This is a genomic window from Winkia neuii subsp. neuii DSM 8576 (assembly GCF_000420405.1).
GTDB classification, from domain to species: Bacteria; Actinomycetota; Actinomycetes; order Actinomycetales; family Actinomycetaceae; genus Winkia; species Winkia neuii.
The window spans coordinates 1-15545 of record NZ_ATUW01000012.1 but is presented as its reverse complement, the minus strand read 5'-3'; the positions used below and the strand labels follow the sequence as shown (position 1 = coordinate 15545).

Here is a 15545-nt window from a genome sequence, read left to right as displayed (position 1 = left end):
GCCGGCAAATAGCAGAGCTAAGTAGGATATGAAGAAGAACCCTCAAGGGCGCATGCCCATCTCAGCCCACCTGGCTGAGCTGCGCAAACGGCTCATTTTCGCCCTCGTGGGGGTACTTGTCGGGGCCGTGGCAGGCTGGTACCTTTACGAGCCGGTAATGGCGTTTATGACCGAACCACTCACAAGCCTGCGCGCCTCGGGCACTCGCATAAACTTCCAAACCATTGGGGCTGCTTTCGATCTGAAGCTGCAAGTTTCCATATGGCTTGGCGTCATTTTGACCTGTCCGTGGTGGATCTACCAGATAGGCGCGTTTATTGCCCCGGGGCTGCGGCGAAAAGAAAAACTCTACATCTGCGCCTTTGGGCTGGTTGGCGCCGCACTGTTTATCACGGGGGCAGCGACAGGTGTGTGGGTGGCTCCCAAAGCTGTCCACATTCTGCAATCCTTCGTACCCGTGGGCGGGATTTCACTACTGCAAGCCTCCAGCTACATTAGTTTCTACATGCGGCTAGTGATCCTCTTTGGAGCCTCCTACCTGCTGCCAGAGGTACTGGTATTGGCCAACTTTTTAGGGATTTTGTCGGCAAAGAAAATGCTGAGGGCGTGGCGCTGGGTAGTAATTATTTGCTTCGTATTTGCCGCCATCGCCAACCCCCTACCTAGTCCCTGGCCTATGACGGTGCAGGCCCTAGTGTTAATTGCCCTCTACCTGGTGGCGGTGCTGATTTGCTGGGTACACGAACGTTACCTGGCCTACGGGTGGCGGCTGCGTCCCAAAGCTGGCGCACAGGCAGTAGGACTTGCACCAAAACGAACTTCCCGCCGAAATATCCCACGTAAACGAGTCGATTAGTCTTCGCGGCAAGCTTTGCCGGGAAGATCCCAGCTTTCCCGCTCCTGGGCCCACGCTTCGCCCTCGCCACAACGTGCGCACCGCGGTGGTGTGTGCATAATGGGGGAAGAATCTACACGGAGGAGTATCAGTATCCATGGCCGATCCAGCAAAAAGCCCCCAAATGGCAGCCTGGCTTGAAGATGTTGCCAAGCACCTGCAACTCCAGGACAATCCCCTGCCGCAGGCCCAAGAAGCTCTGCTCGACATGGTAGGAAAAGTTGCCCATGGGCCTTCGCGCCCGGGCGGGCCCCTAACTGCTTTCCTGATCGGCTACGCCGCCGGCAAGGCCGGTACTGATCCCGCGCAGGCAGCTCGCGAAATAGGCGAACTCGCTCAAAACTGGCAAAACTAACTGCTGCCAACTGTCCGGCTGGCAGAAACTACCTAAAATAGGCTGAAACCGCTGCGGTTTCGGCCTATTTTTACTCTGGCTCGCAGTTTTTGCAAAGCCCAGCACTTGCCGCAGCTGCCTTAGCTATTGCCCTTCGACAAAGCCGCGGCGCGGCATGGGGGCCCTCCCCGAATCGGTCAGGTGAACTAGCTGCCACGGCGGTGCCAAAGTCAGGTAGGTAGCAACCACCTCGCGAGCCGAAGCCTTCATGCCGGTGCGCAACCAGGCGGTAATAATGGCGATCATGTTGTGCAACTGCTGGGAGACCGCCATTTCCACCCAAAGGTCGGTGGCTTCCCACTCCAGGCGGGCAGCGAAGTCAGAAACGTAGGTGCGGAATACGCCCTCGAGCTTCGCGGCAAACAACGCCCGCACCGCCGAGGACGAATTTTTCACGAATACCTGACTGTAGATTTCAGGCTCTTGCCCAATTACCTGCATTATTGCCACGTAGATGTCGGTGAGTCGCCGCCGCGAATCGGCAGCCGGAGCGGCCATCAGCTTCGCCAGTGAAGAAAAGTGCGGCTGCAGCTGGCCCGTCAAGTAATCGGCCAACAGGTGGGCGGGCGAGGGCGCATGCTTGTAAAAAGTCTGCCGTGCTACCCCGGCAGCCCCCGTAAGCTCAGATACCGAAATGTTGTCCACCATCTGCTTTTTTGAAAGCTCGAGCAGAGCAGACACGAGTGCGGCTCGCACCCGCTTGTATCGCGGATCGTCTTGGGGGCTGCGCCTGGTAGGGGCACAATCGGGCCGCACCACACAACCTCCTTTTTCCGGATACAGAGCAACCGCCAGTTTATACCACTCACCTGCGGCCTGCGGGGTGGTATTAGCCGCTCTTGCGTAGCCCTGACGGGCAGGGCGCTCCCTTTTTAGTTTCGCTCGGCAGTGCGGTGGCGAGGGCGAGTATTTACGAAAGGCCACCGCCCACAAACTCGCTCGCTCTCTAGGGCCATTTCTGGGGTTTTTACCAGGCTAGCTGCATAATTAGAAGTACTCTAATGGACAGCTGTCAACAAAATTGATGAGGTAGCGGTGAAAGATTTGAAATCGACCTCGGGCCCCACCCGTCGTTCGTTCTTGAAGTGGTCTGCCATTGCCGGAGCCAGCGCCGGGCTAGTCGCCTGCTCGAATGGGAAAGTGAAGTACTCCCACCCGGGCCAGGGCAAGCTGGTAGCCAACGGCACCGGGCGCACAGATGTCGACCGCACAGTGTCTTCAGCCTGCGTGGTCAACTGCGGCTCCCGCTGCCCGCTGCGCCTCCAAGTCAAAGACGGGCGCGTAGTGCGAGTGCTGCCGGACAACACCGGCGACAACACGCTGATGAACCGCAATATTTTGGCCTGCGTGCGTGGACGCAACATGCGCGAGCGCATCTACAATCCCGACCGCATCAAAACCCCAATGAAGCGGATTGGCAAAAAACGCTCCGAAGGCAAGTTCAAAGCGATCAGCTGGGACGAAGCCTTCGACATAATTACCAAGCAGCTGCGCTACACCTACGACAAGTACGGGCCCGAATCGGTCTACAAAAACTACGGTTCGGGCGTGTGGAACGCGCACGTGGCCTACTCGGGAGGCTGGCATCGACTGTTCAACTTGCTTGGCGGGCACCTGGGTTACTACGGGAACTACTCCTACCTGCAGATCTCCCAGTGCACCAAGTACGTGTACGGGGCTGCAGACGAGCAGATGTCCAACTCGCTAGAAGATTCCATCGCCAATTCGAAACTGATCGTTTTCTGGGGCAACAACCCGCTCGAAACGCGCATGTCCGGGGGCGGCATTGCCTTTACCGCGACTAAGGCCCACGAAGCCGGCGTCAAGATCATAGTCGTAGACCCGCGCTATTCAGACACTGCCGCAACGGTGGCCGACCAGTGGATTCCGATCCGCCCGGGCACAGACGCCGCCCTCGTCGCGGCAATGGTCCACGTCATGCTCAAGGAAAACCTGCACGACCAGGCCTTCCTCGACAAATACTGCATTGGCTTCGACGAGGCACACATGCCCGCAGGCGCCCCCAAGAACGCTTCGTACCGTTCCTACGTCGAGGGCAAAGGCAAGGACGGGGTGGAAAAAACTCCCGAATGGGCTGCCTCTATTACGGGCATTCCGGCCGACACCATTCGCAAGTTTGCGCGCGAGGTCGCCACTTCCGGCCCAGTCAACATCAACCAGGGGTGGGGGCCGCAGCGGCACGCCAACGGCGAAAACCAGGCCAACTCGATCTACCTACTGGCCTGCGTAACCGGAAACGTCGGCATTCCCGGAGGCGGCACCGGCGGGCGCGACGGCTACTACTGGCCCAAGTCCGTGTGGATGGACGACGGCGAAAACCCCGTCGAAACTACCATCAGCTGTTACAAGTGGACCGACGCCATCGACCACGGGCCCGAAATGACCGCCCTCAAAGATGGGGTACGAGGCAAGGACAAGTTGGATGTGGGCATCAAGTTCATGGTGGTCTACGGTTCCAACATGCTGTCTTCACAGCACGGCGACATCAACCGCACTCGCCAGATTTTGGACGACGATTCCAAGTGCGAGTTCATCCTTGGCATGGACAATCAGATGACCGCCTCCATGAAACTGTGCGACCTGGTTCTGCCCGACACTACGACCTCGGAGAGGTGGGACCTGATTCCCAGCGAATACACGGGGGAATTGGCTTACGAAATAATGGCTGAAAAAGCCATTGAGCCGCTTTACGAATGCAAGTCCGCAATCGAGGTGACTGCCGAAATTGCGCGGCGAATGGGCATCGGCGACAAGTTCTCGGGCGGCAAGAAGAACACTGAGGATTGGGCACGCGAAATCCAGGACATGACCCGCAAGGACAACCCGGAGTTCCCCACCTTCGACGAGCTGCGCAAGATGCGCGTGTACCGCTACCCCGCCAAGGAGCACGTGGTACCGCTGAAGGAATTCCGCGCCGATCCGGTGGCTAACCCACTCGAGACGCCCTCGGGAAAGATCGAACTATATTCGGCGCAGTTGGCAGAGCTTGCTAAGAAGTGGCAGTTCCCCAACCCCCTTCCGGGCGACGAAATTACGCCGATCCCCGCCTACGTGCCCACGCGCGAGGGCGTCGAAGAAGCCCGCACCAACAAAAAATATCCGCTCCAGGTAATTGGCCACCACTACAAGTCGCGCACGCACTCCACGTACGGCAACTTGTCCAAGAACCGCGAAGCACATCCGCAGAAGGCTTGGATCAACAGCTCCGACGCCAAGGAGCGAGGGATCCAGAACGGCGACCAGGTGCTAATTTTCAACGACCGCGGCAAGATCCAAACGCAGGCCTTCGTTTCCCCGCGCATCGCTCCCGGCGTCGTTTCCGTACCTCAGGGGGCCTGGGTCGAATGGGACGAGGACGGAGTTGACCACGGCGGTGCGGTGAACGTGTTGACCTCGCTGCATACCACACCGCTATCTAAGGGCAACGGCCAGCACACAAACCTGGCGCAGGTAAAAAAGGCCTAATCCGGCGGGCCAGCTAGATAAAAGCAAGTTTGGGCGGGGCGCGACTTTTCGTATGGTTGCGCCCCGCCAGTTTTGTGCACAACCTTGGGGCGCGTCCCCAGTTTTCGGCACTACCGCAGGCTTTACAGGGCTGATATACTGATTTGTGCAAACGATTGCGTAAACAGTCGGCTCCTAACAGTAGTTCCTAAGGGAGGCAATGATGCCACGAAAGATTATTCTCGACTGCGATCCCGGCCACGACGATGCCGTCGCTATGATGCTCGCTTGGGGAAACCCAAACATCGAGCTAGCGGCAGTAACCACGGTAGGGGGAAACCAAACACTCGAAAAAGTAACCCGTAACGCCCTCAGCGTGGCCACAGTAATCGGCATGCAGGATGTGCCCATTGCGGCCGGGTGCAAAAATCCACTGGTCCGCCCGGTGGAAATTGCCCCTGACGTACACGGGGACACCGGCCTCGACGGAGTAGAGCTGCCAGAACCGACTATGCAACTGGACCCGCGCCACGGGGTAGACCTGATTATCGACACAATTATGAGCTCCGCCCCCGGCGAAATCACCCTGGTCCCCACCGGTCCACTGACCAACATAGCTATGGCCGTGCGCAAAGAGCCACGCATCGTCGAACGCGTTCGCGAAGTTGTGTTGATGGGCGGCGGCTACCACACGGGCAACTGGTCTCCCGTTGCCGAGTTCAACATCAAGGTTGATCCCGAGGCCGCCCACATCGTCTTCAACGAAAACTGGCCCGTAGTAATGGTGGGGCTAGATCTTACCCACCAGGCCCTAGCCACCGACCAGGTGGCTCAGAAGATTGCCCACCACCCAGGCCCTATAAGCGACTTCACCTTGGGCCTGTTCACCTTCTTCCGCAAAGCCTACAAAGACGCCCAGGGATTCGACTTCCCTCCAGTTCACGATCCGTGCACAGTCGCCTACCTCATCGACCCGTCAATCGTGCAAACCGTGAAAGTGCCCATTGATGTGGAGCTGACCGGCACCCTCACCCTGGGCATGACCGTGGCCGACTTCCGATCCCCAGCTCCTGCCGACTGCCACACGTGGGCCGCAACTAAGCTCGACTTCGACAAATTCTGGGACACCGTAATTGACGCCATCGACCGCCTCCAAAAACAAAACTAAGCAGAAACAACCAACAAAAGGGGTTAAAGGGCCAGCACTATGAACACCACTAAGAATCGATCCGTACTGGCGGTTACGGCCGCCCTCCTAATCGCCTGTTTCGCGTTCCAGCTGAACGCCTCCATGCTTTCGCCTGCACTGGTCACCATGCAGAAAGAACTGCACACCGACGCCAACACCATCGGCCTAACTCAGACGGTATTCTTCACCGCCGCGGCCCTGTTCTCGCTCTTCCTGCCCCGCCTGGGGGACATGATTGGCCGACGCAAACTGCTCGCGTCCATGATGGCACTAACGGCCCTAGGATGCGCGCTCTCGGCACTCTCGGGCCCCTTCACTTCAGTACCCCTACTTATGCTTGGGCGCCTAATCCAAGGCGTGGCCGGCCCTACGGTCCCCGTCTGCCTAATCATCCTGCGGCAAGCCGTAACCGACAACAAGCTCTATGGCACGCTGCTTGGCATAATCACCGCAGTCAACGGCGGAATCGCCGGCCTCGACGCCCTCGCCGGGGGCTACTTGGCCGGTAACTTCGGGTTCTCGTCAGTCTTTTGGACCATGGCCGTGATCGCCCTTATCGCAGTCCCTTGCGTGTTATTCCTAACCGACGAATCCCGCGTCGACCAACCCACCCCCATGGACTGGCTGGGAACGCTACTGCTGGTTGTGGCCGTGGGCGCCGCCCTCGTCGCAATCAATGAGGCCGCCAAACTCGCTGGCGCCAACTGGGTGCTGGTAATCGTGCTCGCCCTCGTGTGCGCCGGAAGTGCCTGGGGTTTTTGGAAGCGCGAGGACGCGGCCAGGCACCCCCTGGTAAGTACCGCCTATTTGAAATCCCGTTCCACTTGGGCACTGCTAACCACCACCCTACTAACCATGACGGGCGTGTTCGCGATCATGAATGGAATTATTCCCGCCCTGGCACAGGACCAGCAGGTGGGTGCGGGCCTAGGCGCAGACGTGGTTTCGCTCTACACCCTAACCCCGTATGCCCTGGCAGGGCTGGTTATGGGTCCCCTTGCAGGCACGCTGGCCGGGCGCATCGGCTACCACAAAGTGCTGCACATCGGTCTGCTCGGCACCGTGGTGGGGCTGGCGCTAACCGTATTTGGCGTCTACCATCCCAGCAAGCTGTTCTTACTGTTCATCTCCATTTTCGTGGGTATTACCTACGCTGGCATCGGCAACATTATGCTAAACGGTTTGGGCATCGAATTGTCTCCCGCCGACAACCCCGGCTACCTGCCCGGGCTGAATGCGGGTGCCTTTAACCTGGGGGCCGGCATGTCCTTCGCCGTGCTCTACGCCATCAACACTGCAGCTGGCGGCGGGCAGGGCGGTTACACCACCACCGTCGTTGCTGGCGCCATTCTGCTGGTGGCAGCATTCGCGTTCTCGCTGCTTATCCCCAAGACCGCAGCCAAAAAATGATCACTCAAAAGGACCTGGCTAGCCGGCTCGGGATGTCCGTTTCTACGGTCTCCCGCGCCCTAGCCGGGTCCCCTCAAATCCCCGCCGACACGGTGAAGCGGGTGCGCGCCCTCGCCGAAAAAATGGGGTATCGGCGCTACGGGCCCGCCTCCGCTCTGCGCACCCAAAAAACTGGCGTGCTGGGCCTGGCGGTCGGCGACATCGACAATCCGTTCTTCGCCTCCCTCGCCCACCACGTTGAGCGCGCTGCCCAGCACCTAGGCATGTCGCTGCTAATTGCCAACGGGCAAGAGGACGCAGCCGCACAGGAAAAAATCGTCATCTCGATGGTGGAACAGCGAGTGGACGGGCTACTTCTAGTACCCACCGGATCCCCCACCGCAGGCACCCGCAAGCTGGTGGGACAGGTGCCCACCGTTACGGTCGACAGGAATCTTGCTGGGGCGGGGCTGGACGCAGCCCTAGTTGACGCCACCGTAGCCGTAAGGCAACTGGCCTCCCACATCGCCCAAGCCGGATACCGCCACCCAGCCATCTTATGCGGGCCGAACGATACTTCTACGGGCCGAGACCGGGCTCAGCTCGTGCGCACAGAATTGCGGAAAGTTTTTCCCGACACCGCTCTGCCTACAGCCCACATACCGCATTCGCCCGACCGCGCCGCAACAGCCTGCCGCGACCTAATCCGCAACACCCCAACTGACGTAATTATTGCCGGGGGCAACATGATTGCCCTCGGCGCCCTAAAAATATTGAACCGCTGCAGCCTGCACATAGGCCTGGCCACTTTCGACGACCTCCCCTGGTTTAGTGCGGTGCGCCCCTCGCTTACGGCAATCGGAACTGACGTGCAACAGTTGGCCGAAAATGCGATCGACCTGCTAAAACGGCGAATGGACTCGCCAGATGCGCCGGCCCTCACCCTGTGGCAGCAGGCCACCCTATATCCGCGCGAATCCACCACCCCGTGCCACCAGCTGGGCCCCGCTCGCCCGGCAGATACCCTCGCGTGGGGCACCCACCGCGGGCGGCCGGCCAGCAATTCGAAACCAAGTTCCCAGCCCACGCGCCCTGCAGGCGCCCCCAAACCTAGCACCCGCCCTCTAAGTGAAAAGGAGTAAAAATGTCCTTAGCTAATTCGCTACACACGTTAGCAACTACCCCCGGCAAAGTAGCCGTGGTGGGCTCGCTAAATGCCGACCTGACCGTACAAACTCGCAACTTTCCACGCCCAGGCGAAACCGTGAAGGGCTCCGACCTGGCAATTCTTCCCGGCGGCAAGAGCGCAAACCAAGCAGTCCAGGCAGGCCTGCTGGGCGCAAAGGTAGCCATGATCGGAGCTGTAGGGACCGACGCGAACGGGCAGCTGCTGCTTGATTCACTCACCCGGGCCGGCGTGGACACCAGGGCCGTCCGTCGCCTGGAAGGCGCTACGGGCACGGCCGTAATCACAGTAAACGCGCAAGGCGAAAACACCATAGTAGTCTCGCCGGGAGCAAATGGCACGGTAACCGCGGCAAGCGTTGCCGAACACGCAGACCTAATCGAAGACGCCAACGCCTTGGGCATTTGTCTCGAGGTGGGTATGGATGCAGTAGTGGCCGCGGCACAAATCGCCCGTCGCGCCCACACCCGTGTCTTTTTCAACAATTCGCCATTCCAGCCCGATCTTCCCGCTGAGCTGATAGAAAATATCGACGTTCTAATTGTCAACGAACACGAGCTATGCGACATGCTCGGTCACTACCGCCTGGATTTCACGAATTGGGAGCAGGCCTCCACCCACCTGGCGTCTTTAGGTGTCCAAGAGTCCGTGGTTACTTTAGGCGGGGATGGTTCGCTAGTGCTGAGCGGCGGCACCGCTACGCGAATTGCCCCCTACAAGGTACAGGCGATCGACACTACCGGGGCCGGAGATTCGTTCTTCGCAACCCTTTTAGCCACCACCGCTGCAGGTCTAGACATTGCCGAGGGCGCAAAAGTTGCCTCCGCTGTGTCCGCACAGTCGACGTGCACATTAGGAGCTCAGCCCTCTTACGCAAACGTGAAAGAAATAGCCGAGGTATTCACCAACTAACGGCTTGAGTGACCCCATGGGGGCTAATCGCAACCAAGCTAAGGCGGGCAACGGCCTCGGGAAAAGCTACTACTAATAAAACAACACCCAGGTGCCCTAAAGTAGCGGCGTTTTCAGCTGTTTTGAGGGCCAAAAAGGCTGCTCACTATAGTAAGAGGCAGATATAAGCGACACTTGTCACCGAAACTTGAATCGAGGAGGCACCGATGGCCAAGGACGTGATCCCAAAGCCCGGCAGGCATGACACGTTAGATGAGCCGCTGACCCAAAAGGACGCCGGCTACGGATTCGTTTTCGACCAAAATCTGTGCAACGGCTGCAAAGCCTGCCAAATCGCATGCAAAGACAAACACGACCTACCGGTGGGCATGAACTGGCGCCGCGTGATCGAATACACAGGCGGATCTTGGCACACCAACAAACAAGAAGGCACCTTCACCCCATCGGTATTCAGCTACTACACCTCGATCTCGTGTAACCACTGCGAAAACCCCATCTGCATGCGGGTTTGCCCAACCACCGCAATGAGCCGACGCGAAGACGGCACGGTTTACGTCGACCAAAGTAAATGCGTGGGCTGCCGCTACTGCCAGTGGGCGTGCCCATATGGGGCGCCACAGCTTGACTCACGCACCGGACACATGTCAAAGTGCGATTTGTGCTACGACTACCGAGAGCAGGGGCAAAATCCGGCTTGTGTCGATGCTTGCCCCACGCGTGCTCTCGGCTGGGGGCCCATTGAAGCGCTTCGCAAGGAATTCGGTTCGGAGGCAGGCATCGCCCCGCTTCCCGATCCGTCCATTACCAAGCCACACCTGGTAGTGAAACCGCACCGTGATGCCCAGAAGTGGGACGAAGGCACCGGCATAATTCAGAACCCTGAAGAGATTTAGGTCTTCCTAAAAGGAGCATCATGCACATCGGCGAACTGCCAATGATCATCTTTACTGTTGTGGCGCAAATGTCCGTGGGGGCATTTTGGATTCTTGGCCTCATCCAATTCATCGGCCGCTGGTCGGGCATGCGCCACGTAACTATTGACCGGATCACCAACGCCGGCATGTATGCAGCGGGGCCACTGCTGGTGCTGGGCTTCTTTGCCGCATTCTTCCACCTGAACGACCCGTTGCACTCGCCTTTCACCCTGCTTCACCTAGGATCGTCGTGGTTGTCACGCGAACTCATCTCCGGCGTGCTGTATGCGGGCTTTGGTGCACTGTTTGCTATCACCCAGTGGTTCGAACTCTTTTCGCGTAAACTCCGGGACGTGCTGGCCGTGCTGACCGCACTCGCCGGGCTCGCACTGCTGGTGTCGATGTGCGGGGTCTACTACTTCACCGAAACCGTTCCTGCTTGGCATTCCTGGTTCACCTGGGTGTCGTTCTTCTGCTCGGCATTTTTCACAGGCTCGCTGGCTGTGGCAGTGGCGTTGTACACCGCCTGGAGCGTACAAAACGGGCACGACGGCAAACCCACTCCACTGGTGTCCGGGGCGCAGCTCCAAGAAGAGGACGTAGCCAAGGGCAAGATCACCGCACAGCAGTGGCGCGAGTACAAGTCCACCGGCAAAGCTGGCGGCGAGGGCGATTCCGTTTCTGCTTTCCGCAAGGCCACCGGCCTGATTTCACGTGGCCTGTTCCCCGAAGGCCGCCTTACCATCGAAATGGTTTCGCTCGCCCAGCGTTCTATGCGCATGGCAACCACTATTGCGGCGATCGCGGGGGCAATCATGCTGGTTGCCTATCCGTTCCACATGACCGGTTTGGGCCTCGGAAGCCAGGTGGAACGCCAGGTTGCGCACGCCATGATGGCACACGGATATTTAGCGATCCGCCTAATCACCCTCGCCCTAGCTGTGCTACTGATTGCGCTTGTTTTGCGCAAACAACTGGAAAAGGCTACTAGCCCTTCCACCCTGCTAGTAGTTTTGCTTGCGATCGCCTTCATTTTGGCTATTGCCACCGAGCTTTTGGGACGCGGCCTCCATTACGAAGGCCTAATCCGTGCTGGCATCAACACCACGATGGGGTAGCAGGCCACTTACAATAAATACCCGGGTTAGTTGCAGTCGCAACCGACCCGGGTTTTTACGTGCCCAAGCAGAGGGCGGCGAGGCTCACGGCAGGCGGAGCGCTAGCAAGTCATACTCCACTTGCGCGGCTACTCTACGATGCGTATCGTGTGCGGCGAAGCGCACTTTCATACTTCGACGGAGAAGGGATATGAAATCATCGATTCGCTTCCTGAAGACATAAAGGACGGGAGCCCCTCTAACCCTGAGGTCGCTGCAGCCATTAAAAATGCGCTTAAAGGAGTAAATACCGTTGGCATCTCCCGAGCAGTTACGGCTACCAACTGGGCCCTTTGCGCGTCGCAGGTTGCTTCAGCAATTTTGACGAACCTAGTGCCTGTTGCAAAGATTATTTCATGGATAAAGAAGGCTAGAAAACTTTACGGGGGCGTAAAGGGAATCCTACGCGTGATACATACCGGACAGGCGGTGGTAGAACTAGGCCCTGAGGCTACTAAAATATTGGAGCAAATATTAGGGGTGGACGGCGTCATAAATGCGTGCTTCGGCTGACAACACAAATACCAAGAATTCTACCCCGGAAGCCTTACCTGAATTCCAGCACGTTTTTGCTGGAAACCTCTTCCTTGGATTCCTGAAGTTCTTAATCGCTTTACTCGTTTTTGGTCTTGGAAATCTATTCTTAGGTGAGCATAAGCTGAACCTTCACCTGTTAGTACCAGTGTTAGCAGGCATCATGCTCACCTCGGAGCTTTTCAGCTCTGCGCTCTTCTACTACCTTCAGCGGAAACATAACAACGTCCAGCCCGGTACCAAATGGAACTATTTCATAGGAGTAGTTTTCTCATTGGCGGTCGGGAGTGTGCTCGCCTGGGTTGCAAGCCACGACCTAATTACCACCGGATGTGTCGCTGCCACGTATCCCACCATACTGCTAGTAGAAGCATTGTGGAGTAAGCCCTGGGGCGCAGTAATGACGCGCGCAGAACTGCGGGATAAGTGGGAAGAGACTAAGGTTGTGACACGCGAACATTTCAAGTCAGGCTCCGATACCGACTCCAACGACCAGGAATCGATGCGTGTCTTCGCCAGCGACATGTTCAAGGATGCTGAAAATAACTAGCCTGCCAAGTAACCTAAAAGCCTAATCGGTCGGTTTGCCCCGATATCAACGTAGGCTTTCTGCTCCCCAAATCAGTAGCTAGAAATCTAGCAGGCAATTTAGCTGTCACCCACTGGAATTATTGATATAAGCATCGCTCTCGGACGAAAGTGAGGCCCGAAGGCAGGCCGGGCCGTGAACAGGCTTTATCATGGTATTTATGCAGTTTTCACCCCGGGCCTGCCAGTTGCTGGCGCTCGTTGGCGATACTTTGTAACGATAGGATCCTATGGTTGACGCAGATAAACTTGATTCCTTCAGCGCGGCTTTTGCCGTGCTCGCCTCTTTGCACCTGAGCCCCGCTAGCGACCAAACGGCCGCTTCTATGCGCGACCTGATCGGGCAGTGGCCGCTCCCACTAGAGGGGCACACTAAGGATGGTGCCCGCGAAATTTCGCACAGCGCGGGCGAGGACGAGTACACCCGCTGGGCGGATCAAAACCAGTTGTATGGGATCACTGCGAGTGCAAAAGTCCCCCCTTATGAGTCCGTGCATCGCGGCACCGATGGGCTGGTTTTTGACGATGAGACCATGCAGGTCAGGGCTTTTTACGAGGCGCTCGGGTACCAGGCTCCCCGATTGGGGCACGACCCGGACGACCACGTGGGGTTGGAACTGGACTTTTTGTCAAAGGCCGCCCTGGCTGCCCTCGACGAACTCGACCAAGGCGAGCCTGGGCGGGCAGAAGCTGCCATTTCGCTGGCGGCCTCTTTTACGTTTACGCACGTGCTGCAGTGGGCTCCCCAGATGCTGCGCGAGGCCGCCGAGGGCGCCAACACGCATTGGGTGCGTGGGATCCAGCTGCTTGCGGTGGGAACGCTCACCCAGTGGCAGACAGCCCTCGAAGAGGCCGGGTATTCGGCCGAGTGCGGTTGTGGCGGCGATTGCAGCTGCGGTGGAACCGATTCCTCCGCTCCTGTAGAAATCCAGCAGAAACCTGTTTCGTGGAAGGATCAGTTGTAGTGGCATTCGACCCGTTTACTGCCCCACCTGCAGACGACATTACTTCCCGTGGCGTACGCGTCGGCACTGCCGCTTCTGTGCTTCACAAGATGTTCGCGGCAATGCCGGATCGGGGCTTGCTCGAAAATATTTCCAACCCCGCCTTGCTGCGCATGTGGCCGCTGCGGGACGAACAGTCTGTCCAGGCGGCAGCTACCCTCGAGGCCGGCCACGAGCACGGGCGCGACCTTTCAAACGAGTACGCCCGCCTGTTTGGGCCTTTGGGGCGCGTGTCTTTGCTGGGCCAGGATGTGGGCGCGTCCTTACCCGCCCTGTACTCGAAGTTTGGTTTTACTGCGCCTACGCCTCAGCTGCCTGCGGGCCATTTTGCCACCCAGCTGGCATTCGTAGGCCACCTTGCTACGTTTCTGGCAGGCCTTTGGCGGGAGGGCGACACGCAGGGTGCGCGTAAGGTTGCCCACGCATTGAACGATTTTTTGGATTCGCATACTGGCCCCTTGGCGGTACATGTTGTTGGTGGCGTGCGCGCCGAATCGGCCTCGCCCACTTACCGGGCCGCCGGCGAACTGGTGGCTGCCCTGGTGAAAGAGGCAGCTGCCCTCGCCCAGGAAGCCCTCAGCTTAGATCCAGCTACGGCTGGGCCTTCCGAGACAGAGATATAGATGTCGCTGCGCGGAGTACTGCGGTGGTTGGCTGCGACCGATCCGGTAGAAAACCTGGTGGTTTACTGCGATCATGTGCCGGCTCCTCCCGTTGGGAAAGCCGATGTTAGGCTCCGTTGGCAGGGGTGCGTGCGCGATTTAGATGCGGCGAGTGCGGCGCAGCTACTAGTGCAGGGGGCCTCCTATTTACAAATCCTTTCTTGTGAGCACGGGTCTCCACTCCAGCGCTTGCGGGCCGTGCTTGGCGATCTGGCCAGCCCGTATAATGCTCCTGCTAGGCCGGCGCGAAAGGCCCAGACCATAGATATGGCAACTGTGCAATTGCCGCGTAGGTCGCTATTGCCAACGCCGTCAGATTCAGCCCTCACGGTTTCTGCCTCTAATGCTTGGCGCACCTTCGAGGCCTTCCACAATCTGGCCGAAGCCCACGCTATCTTTAGGCCCACCGATTTTTCTGCCGCCGACGCCTTACATGCCGTCCGCTGCACCAGTTGCAACAGCCTCATTGGGGCCTGCCCCGCTAATGAGGCACGGGAGTTTACCGCCCGGGAGGCAGCCGCAAACTTCACTGCACTGTGCCCCGCCTGCCAGGTGGCCGTGCACTACTGTCCCGCCCGCAGCAAACAGGATTTCACCTCTGCTGCCATGCTCGCACCTTTCGAGGGTAAACAAGCAGACACTGAGGACCTTGTTGCCTGCGCAAAGTGCAAGAATCCGCACCCGGCCGCCGAAGGTAAGTACTGCCGCATGTGCGCCTACCGGATGCAACACCCTTTCACCGCGGTAATGCCTGAAAAGGCATTAGCAGCTCTTCCCGAGGACGTGCGCCGCCAACTTCGCGGCATCTAGTCCAGGGCGAGCACTGGTGCATAACGCAAGAGCGGGCTTCTACTGATACCTCCGGGTGGGTGGGGCTCAGTAGGTTATTAGTGCTGATAGGGTGAATATTGCCCCCATCTCGTAGGTGAGGAGGAAGCTTACCCCAACTGTCACGTCCTTAGTGAAGTGGTTTTCAGCCATGTACGCTGCCGCTACCTGGTCCATCAGAAAAACAATAAACGCGAGCACTAACACAACAGGAATAAAGACCAGTGCTAACAGGTGACCGGTATAAATAACCCTTGCGGCTAGCACCAGCCCGGCGCAACAAGCAAAAACCACGTACGGCTTCATACTACTGCCTGTACTTCTTGCCATCCAATGGTAAAAGACCACTGCCAGAACCACCATTGTAAGGCCTGCTCCTACTGGCCAGGGGCTACCAAACATAGACGAATCGGCCGCAAGCTCTACAG

16 protein-coding genes are annotated in these 15545 nt (G+C 58.3%); 14 read left to right on the top strand and 2 right to left on the bottom strand.

Features of this window, described 5'->3' with window-relative positions; all coding sequences use genetic code 11:
- The first annotated feature begins 28 nt into the window (after window positions 1-28).
- Both tatC and G437_RS0109340 read left to right on the top strand, forming a co-directional pair.
- Window positions 29-856: a twin-arginine translocase subunit TatC gene (gene tatC / locus G437_RS0109345; protein WP_316145372.1), complete on the top strand. Its 828-nt coding sequence runs from the start codon at window positions 29-31 to the stop codon at window positions 854-856.
- 136 nt (window positions 857-992) lie between these two features.
- The gene (locus G437_RS0109340) at window positions 993-1250 is read left to right on the top strand and encodes a DUF6457 domain-containing protein (RefSeq protein ID WP_024332293.1); all 258 of its coding nucleotides are present in this window, start codon (window positions 993-995) and stop codon (window positions 1248-1250) included.
- Window positions 1251-1373: 123 nt separating this feature from the next.
- Here the strand turns inward: G437_RS0109340 and G437_RS11015 are convergent, their stop codons facing one another.
- Complete coding sequence (locus G437_RS11015) at window positions 1374-2048, bottom strand: TetR/AcrR family transcriptional regulator (RefSeq protein WP_024332292.1); 675 nt, start codon at window positions 2046-2048, stop codon at window positions 1374-1376.
- Window positions 2049-2324: 276 nt separating this feature from the next.
- Here G437_RS11015 and G437_RS0109330 point away from each other — a divergent pair, with 276 nt between their 5' ends.
- The 12 genes from G437_RS0109330 (at window position 2325) to G437_RS0109275 (ending at window position 15099) form a co-directional block, all read left to right on the top strand.
- Window positions 2325-4775, top strand: a complete 2451-nt coding sequence (locus G437_RS0109330; protein ID WP_024332291.1) for a DMSO/selenate family reductase complex A subunit — start codon at window positions 2325-2327, stop codon at window positions 4773-4775.
- Window positions 4776-4977: 202 nt separating this feature from the next.
- Window positions 4978-5922 carry a uridine-preferring nucleoside hydrolase UriH gene (uriH, locus tag G437_RS0109325; RefSeq protein WP_024332290.1) on the top strand — a complete coding sequence of 315 codons (945 nt, stop codon included), beginning with the start codon at window positions 4978-4980 and terminating at the stop codon, window positions 5920-5922.
- Between the two features lie 39 nt (window positions 5923-5961).
- Window positions 5962-7353, top strand: coding sequence for a uridine transporter UriT (gene uriT / locus G437_RS0109320; protein WP_024332289.1), 1392 nt, complete (start codon window positions 5962-5964; stop codon window positions 7351-7353).
- Window positions 7350-8474: a LacI family DNA-binding transcriptional regulator gene (locus G437_RS0109315; RefSeq protein ID WP_024332288.1), complete on the top strand. Its 1125-nt coding sequence runs from the start codon at window positions 7350-7352 to the stop codon at window positions 8472-8474. Before uriT ends, G437_RS0109315 begins: the two co-directional genes overlap by 4 nt.
- 2 nt (window positions 8475-8476) lie before the next feature.
- On the top strand, window positions 8477-9430 hold the full coding sequence (locus G437_RS0109310; protein ID WP_024332287.1) for a ribokinase: 954 nt from the start codon (window positions 8477-8479) through the stop codon (window positions 9428-9430).
- A gap of 206 nt (window positions 9431-9636) precedes the next feature.
- A complete protein-coding gene (locus G437_RS0109305; protein ID WP_024332286.1) occupies window positions 9637-10323 on the top strand; it encodes a DMSO/selenate family reductase complex B subunit in 687 nt (228 codons plus the stop codon).
- A gap of 20 nt (window positions 10324-10343) precedes the next feature.
- Entirely contained in the window at window positions 10344-11462 is a 1119-nt protein-coding gene (locus G437_RS0109300; RefSeq protein WP_024332285.1) for a dimethyl sulfoxide reductase anchor subunit family protein, read from the top strand.
- Between the two features lie 138 nt (window positions 11463-11600).
- Window positions 11601-12014, top strand: coding sequence for a hypothetical protein (locus tag G437_RS0109295; RefSeq protein WP_034490507.1), 414 nt, complete (start codon window positions 11601-11603; stop codon window positions 12012-12014).
- Window positions 11998-12585, top strand: coding sequence for a hypothetical protein (locus G437_RS0109290; RefSeq protein WP_024332283.1), 588 nt, complete (start codon window positions 11998-12000; stop codon window positions 12583-12585). Before G437_RS0109295 ends, G437_RS0109290 begins: the two co-directional genes overlap by 17 nt.
- 268 nt (window positions 12586-12853) lie before the next feature.
- On the top strand, window positions 12854-13588 hold the full coding sequence (locus G437_RS11010) for a TorD/DmsD family molecular chaperone (RefSeq protein WP_024332282.1): 735 nt from the start codon (window positions 12854-12856) through the stop codon (window positions 13586-13588).
- Window positions 13570-14250 carry a TorD/DmsD family molecular chaperone gene (locus tag G437_RS0109280; protein ID WP_141739516.1) on the top strand — a complete coding sequence of 227 codons (681 nt, stop codon included), beginning with the start codon at window positions 13570-13572 and terminating at the stop codon, window positions 14248-14250. Before G437_RS11010 ends, G437_RS0109280 begins: the two co-directional genes overlap by 19 nt.
- Entirely contained in the window at window positions 14251-15099 is an 849-nt protein-coding gene (locus G437_RS0109275) for a hypothetical protein (RefSeq protein ID WP_024332280.1), read from the top strand.
- Between the two features lie 66 nt (window positions 15100-15165).
- On the opposite strand, the gene G437_RS10660 is transcribed toward G437_RS0109275, so the two are convergent.
- A partial coding sequence (locus tag G437_RS10660; RefSeq protein ID WP_034490506.1) for a hypothetical protein occupies window positions 15166-15545 on the bottom strand: 380 nt, incomplete at its 5' end.